The 5,415-nt window shown below is 72.1% G+C and carries 6 protein-coding genes and 1 pseudogene; all 7 read right to left on the bottom strand.

Annotated features, from left to right (window positions below):
- Positions 1–52: 52 nt before the first annotated feature.
- Positions 53–1,261, bottom strand: a complete 1,209-nt coding sequence (gene metK / locus ABZ641_RS24690; RefSeq protein WP_344624230.1) for a methionine adenosyltransferase — start codon at positions 1,259–1,261, stop codon at positions 53–55.
- 147 nt (positions 1,262–1,408) lie between these two features.
- Positions 1,409–2,611, bottom strand: a complete 1,203-nt coding sequence (gene coaBC / locus ABZ641_RS24685) for a bifunctional phosphopantothenoylcysteine decarboxylase/phosphopantothenate--cysteine ligase CoaBC (protein WP_359984985.1) — start codon at positions 2,609–2,611, stop codon at positions 1,409–1,411.
- Between the two features lie 143 nt (positions 2,612–2,754).
- Positions 2,755–3,021 carry a DNA-directed RNA polymerase subunit omega gene (gene rpoZ, locus ABZ641_RS24680; RefSeq protein WP_030240625.1) on the bottom strand — a complete coding sequence of 89 codons (267 nt, stop codon included), beginning with the start codon at positions 3,019–3,021 and terminating at the stop codon, positions 2,755–2,757.
- A 69-nt stretch (positions 3,022–3,090) separates the two neighbouring features.
- Positions 3,091–3,648, bottom strand: coding sequence for a guanylate kinase (gmk, locus tag ABZ641_RS24675; RefSeq protein WP_344624228.1), 558 nt, complete (start codon positions 3,646–3,648; stop codon positions 3,091–3,093).
- A 48-nt stretch (positions 3,649–3,696) separates the two neighbouring features.
- Complete coding sequence (mihF, locus tag ABZ641_RS24670) at positions 3,697–4,023, bottom strand: integration host factor, actinobacterial type (RefSeq protein ID WP_030268416.1); 327 nt, start codon at positions 4,021–4,023, stop codon at positions 3,697–3,699.
- 233 nt (positions 4,024–4,256) lie between these two features.
- On the bottom strand, positions 4,257–5,096 hold the full coding sequence (gene pyrF / locus ABZ641_RS24665) for an orotidine-5'-phosphate decarboxylase (RefSeq protein ID WP_344624227.1): 840 nt from the start codon (positions 5,094–5,096) through the stop codon (positions 4,257–4,259).
- 126 nt (positions 5,097–5,222) lie between these two features.
- Positions 5,223–5,415: pseudogene (locus ABZ641_RS24660) on the bottom strand (dihydroorotate dehydrogenase); the annotation flags it as partial.

Genomic DNA, 5,415 nt, shown 5'->3' with positions numbered 1-5,415 from the left:
CGGCCACCCCCACGGGGGTGGCCGCCGCCTGCGGACTGCCGGGGCAGGTGGGTCAGGCGCTGACGGCCTTCTTCAGCTCCTCGACGCGGTCGGTGCGCTCCCAGGTGAAGTCCGGCAGCTCACGGCCGAAGTGGCCGTACGCGGCGGTCTGGGCGTAGATCGGGCGCAGCAGGTCCAGGTCGCGGATGATCGCGGCCGGGCGGAGGTCGAAGACCTCGGTGACGGCCTTCTGGATGTCCAGGACGGGGACGGTCTCGGTGCCGAAGGTCTCGACGAACAGGCCGACCGGCTCGGCCTTGCCGATCGCGTACGCGACCTGCACCTCGGCGCGGCGGGCGAGGCCCGCGGCGACGATGTTCTTCGCCACCCAGCGCATCGCGTACGCGGCGGAGCGGTCGACCTTGGACGGGTCCTTGCCCGAGAAGGCGCCGCCGCCGTGGCGGGCGTAGCCGCCGTAGGTGTCGATGATGATCTTGCGGCCGGTGAGGCCGGCGTCGCCCATCGGGCCGCCGATCTCGAAGCGGCCGGTCGGGTTGACCAGCAGGCGGTAGCCCTCGGTGACGAGCTTGATGCCCTCGTCGGCGAGCGCCTTCAGCTCCGGCTCCACGACGAACTCGCGGATGTCCGGGGTGAGCAGCGACTCCAGGTCGATGTCGCTCGCGTGCTGCGAGGAGACCACGACGGTGTCGAGGCGGACGGCCTTGTCGCCGTCGTACTCGATGGTGACCTGGGTCTTGCCGTCGGGGCGCAGGTACGGGATGGTCCCGTTCTTGCGGACCTCGGACAGGCGGCGGGAGAACCGGTGCGCGAGGGTGATCGGCAGCGGCATCAGCTCCGGCGTGTCGTCGCACGCGTAGCCGAACATCAGGCCCTGGTCGCCGGCGCCCTGCTTGTCGAGCTCGTCGTCCTCGCCCTCGACGCGGTGCTCGTGCGCGGTGTCGACACCCTGGGCGATGTCCGGGGACTGCGAGCCGATCGAGACCGAGACGCCGCAGGAGGCGCCGTCGAAGCCCTTCTTCGAGCTGTCGTAGCCGATCTCGAGGATCTTGTCCCGGACGAGCTGCGCGATCGGCACGTAGGCCTTGGTGGTGACCTCGCCGGCGATGTGCACCAGGCCGGTGGTGATCAGGGTCTCCACGGCGACGCGCGAGGCCGGGTCCTCCTTGAGGAGGGCGTCCAGGATGGTGTCGCTGATCTGGTCAGCGATCTTGTCGGGGTGTCCCTCGGTGACGGACTCCGAGGTGAACAGGCGGCGAGACACAGCGCTCCCTGGGGTTGCAGCGGCTGCTGACTGAATGCCCCGGTCTTCGGGGCATCCGGAAAGACTTGATTCCTGGAGTGTAACGGGGGAGCACCGTCGGCGGGCACTCCCCTTGTGCGGCAGTCGTGTGACCGTCGCCCCGTCTGGTCAGCCGAGACGGGCGGCCACGGCGTCCCAGACGGCGTCCGCGAGGACCTCCTTGGGGCCGTGCGGCACCTGGGTCTCGCCGCCGTCGGCGGCGAGGACGGTGGCCGCGTTGGTGTCCTGGCCGAACGCCTTGCCGTCGCCGACCTCGTTGACCACGAGGAGGTCGCAGCCCTTGCGGGCGAGCTTGGCCCGGCCGTTGGCGAGCACGTCGTCGGTCTCGGCGGCGAAGCCGACCACCAGCTGGCCGGGGCGGGCCCGCTCGGCGGAGAGCTCGGCGAGGATGTCGGGGTTGCGCACGAGCACGACCGGGGCCGGGTCGACGCCCTCCACCTTCTTGATCTTGCCGGTGGCGTACTCGGCCGGGCGGAAGTCGGCGACCGCGGCGGCCATCACCACGGCGTCGGCGTCCAGGACGGCCTTGTGCGCGGCCTCGCGCAGCTGCAGCGCGGTGGACACCCGGACGACGTCCACGCCCGCGGGGTCGGGCAGCTCGACGTTGGCGGAGAGCAGGGTGACCCGGGCGCCGCGGGCGGCGGCGGTCGCGGCCAGCGCGTAGCCCTGCTTGCCGGAGGAGCGGTTGCCGAGGAAGCGCACCGGGTCGAGCGGCTCGCGGGTGCCGCCGGCGGAGACCACCACGTGCCGGCCGGCCAGGTCCTGCTCGGCGGCGCCGCGGGCGAGCACCCGGCGGCAGGCCTCGAAGATCTCGGAGGGCTCGGGCAGCCGGCCCTTGCCGGTGTCCTTGCCGGTGAGCCGGCCGACGGCGGGCTCCAGCACCACGGTGCCGCGGCGGCGCAGCGTGGCGACGTTCTCCTGGGTGGCCGGGTGCTCCCACATCTCGGTGTGCATCGCGGGGGCGAGCACCACCGGACAGCGGGCGGTGAGCAGCGTGTTGGTGAGCAGGTCGTCGGCCAGGCCGTGGGCGGCCTTGGCGAGCAGGTCGGCGGTGGCGGGGGCGACGACGACGAGGTCGGCGTTCTGGCCGATCCGCACGTGCGGCACCTCGTGCACGCTCTCCCAGGTCTCGGTGGCGGCCGGGCGGCCGGAGAGCGCGGCCCAGGTGGCCTCGCCGACGAAGTGCAGGGCGGCCTCGGTCGGCACCACGGTGACCTGGTGGCCGGACTCGGTGAACCGTCGCAGCAGCTCGCAGGCCTTGTAGGCGGCGATGCCGCCGCTGACGCCGAGGACGACGCGCGGTGCGTTCATGGGGGTGGATCTCCTTGTCCGGCCTCGCCCGGGTGGGGCTCGCCCTCACCCTACGGCGCATCAGACGGCCGGTGCACCATGACCCGGAGCACAGCGCAGGGCCCGCCGGAACACGTCCGGCGGGCCCTGCGCAGGGGGGAGGCTCAGGCGGCCTCGATCGCCTCGGCGGTGAGCATGCCGGCGTTGATCTCGCGCAGCGCGATCGACAGCGGCTTCTCGTGCACGTGGGTGTCGACCAGCGGGCCGACGTACTCCAGCAGGCCCTCGCCGAGCTGGGAGTAGTACGCGTTGATCTGGCGGGCGCGCTTGGCGGCGTAGATCACGAGGCTGTACTTGGAGTCCGTCGCCTCGAGGAGCTCGTCGATCGGCGGGTTGATGATGCCCTCGGGCGCGGTCATCGAAGAGGACACGCGAAAACCTTCCGAAAGTGGATTTGTGGTCTCACACAGTCTGACGAGCGGCTCGACGAGCCGATCGGGTCAGACTACACCGAGCAAGGCTAGCAGTTCGGCCGCTACCTGCTCGACGGAGGTGTTGACAAGGGTCGTGTCGAACTCGGTCTCGGCCGCCAGCTCGACCTTGGCCGCGTCGAGCCGCTGGTCGATCACGTGCTGGGGCTCGGTGCCGCGGCCGGTGAGGCGGCGGACCAGCTCGTCCCAGCTCGGAGGGGCCAGGAACACCAGCTGGGCCTCGGGCATCGACTCGCGCACCTGCCGGGCGCCCTGCAGGTCGATCTCCAGCAGGACGGGCTCGCCGCGGTCGAGCCGGTCCTGGACCGCCTGCCGGGGGGTGCCGTAGCGGTTGCCGGCGAACACGGCCCACTCCAGCAGCTCGCCGTTGGCGATCAGCTTGTCGAACTGGTCGTTGTCGACGAAGTGGTACTGGACCCCGTCCTTCTCGCCCGGCCTCGGGTGGCGGGTCGTCGCCGACACCGAGAGCCAGACCTCGGGGTGCATCTTCCTCATATGAGCGACGACCGTGCTCTTGCCGACCCCGGAGGGGCCGGAGAGCACGGTCAGCCGCGGACGCTCACTCATGCACCGATTATCCCGGATCGCGGACCGTCCGGGGACCAGGGGCCCGGCTCAGGTGGCCGCGCCGCCGAACTCCCGCTCCAGGGAGGCGATCTGGTTGGTACCGAGACCGCGCACACGACGGCTCTCGGAGATGCCGAGGCGCTCCATGATCTGCTTGGCGCGCACCTTGCCGACGCCGGGCAGGCTCTCGAGCAGGGCGGAGACCTTCATCTTGCCGATGACCTCGTCGTCCGCCTTGCCGGCCTTGATCACGTCGTGCAGCGACGCACCGGAGTGCTTGAGCTTGTTCTTCACGTCGGCGCGCTTCCGCCGAGCTTCGGCGGCCTTGGCGAGCGCAGCGGCGCGCTGTTCGGGGGTAAGGGGCGGAAGAGCCACGCCGTTCACCTCAGGTATGGATGGAAGGGATGAGCTATGACTGGTGGTGCCCGGCCTCCGGAGAGCAGGCTCTGACCTGCGCGGCGGCGGAATTCCGTCGCCTTCCGGTGACCTACCGCCGGACACTACCCAACTTAGGCCGCCACGTCAGGAAAAGAACACGAAAAGTCCTGGTCAGCCGGGGCAGACACAGGACTTTTCCGGGCAAATCAACCGCTCTCAGCGACGGTTGATCAGCCCTTTGTGACGCCGCTCACATCCTGGGCGAATCGTTCCGCCGCCTCTCGGAGTGCCGCGACCGACGGTCCGTGCTTCAGCACGTCGCGGCTGACGCTCGGCACGACGTTGCGCACGGAGTCGCCGAAGACCCTCGGCAGATCGGCCGCGGTGGCGCCCTGCGCACCCACGCCGGGGGCGAGCAGCGGGCCGTTGATCGCGAGGTCCGCGCCCGCCTCGGAGAGGGTCGCGCCGACCACCGCGCCGAAGGAGCCGAGCGGCTCGGCGCCGGCGTTCTCCGCCGCGAGCCGGCGCAGCACGCCCTGCGCCACGCTCTCGCCGTCCGCGGCGACGGCGCGCTGTACCTCGGCCCCCTCCGGGTTGGAGGTCAGCGCCAGCACGAACAGGCCGCAGCCGTTGGCGCGGGCCAGGTCCACCGCGGGCTGCAGCGAACCGAAGCCCAGGTACGGGCTGACGGTGAGCGCGTCCGAGAACAGCGGGCTGCCCGGCGCGAGGAAGGTCTCCGCGTAGGCGGCCATGGTCGAGCCGATGTCGCCGCGCTTGGCGTCCATCACGACCAGCGCACCGGCGGCCCGGGCGTCGGCCGTGCAGCGCTCCAGGACGGCGATGCCCTTCGAGCCGAAGCGCTCGAAGAAGGCGGCCTGCGGCTTGAGCACGGCGACCCGGTCGGCCAGCGCCTCCACCACGGTGCGGGAGAAGGACTCCAGGCCCGCGACGTCGTCGCCGAGGCCCCAGGCGGCGAGCAGCGAGGCGTGCGGGTCGATGCCGACGCAGAGCTGGCCGCGGGTGTCGAGGGCGTGGCGCAGGCGGGCGCCGAACGGGGCGAGGGTGGTCATGGGTGTCCTCCGGTCGTAGGGGTCGTCGTACGGGTCTCGTACGGGGTCGCGCGGGTCGTACAGGTCGTGCGGGGCGTGCCGGGGTCGTGCGGGGTGGTGCGGGGTGGTGCCGGGTCGGGTGGGGTGTCAGTCGCGGCGGTGGGCCAGGCCGACGGCGTCGGTGAAGGCGGCGAGGCCGCGGGAGGCGAGCTCGGTGCGCAGCTCGTCGAGGATGCGCAGCGGGGCCGTGGGGTCGTGCAGCAGGGCGGAGCCGACCGCGACGCCGCCGGCGCCGGCCGCGGCGAAGGCCAGCGCGTCCCGGCCGTCGGTGACCCCGCCC

This window comes from Kitasatospora sp. NPDC007106, assembly GCF_040634455.1.
Taxonomy (GTDB): domain Bacteria; phylum Actinomycetota; class Actinomycetes; order Streptomycetales; family Streptomycetaceae; genus Kitasatospora; species Kitasatospora arboriphila.
Note: the sequence above shows the minus strand (reverse complement) of the source record. Positions and strands in the feature narration are given on the sequence as shown.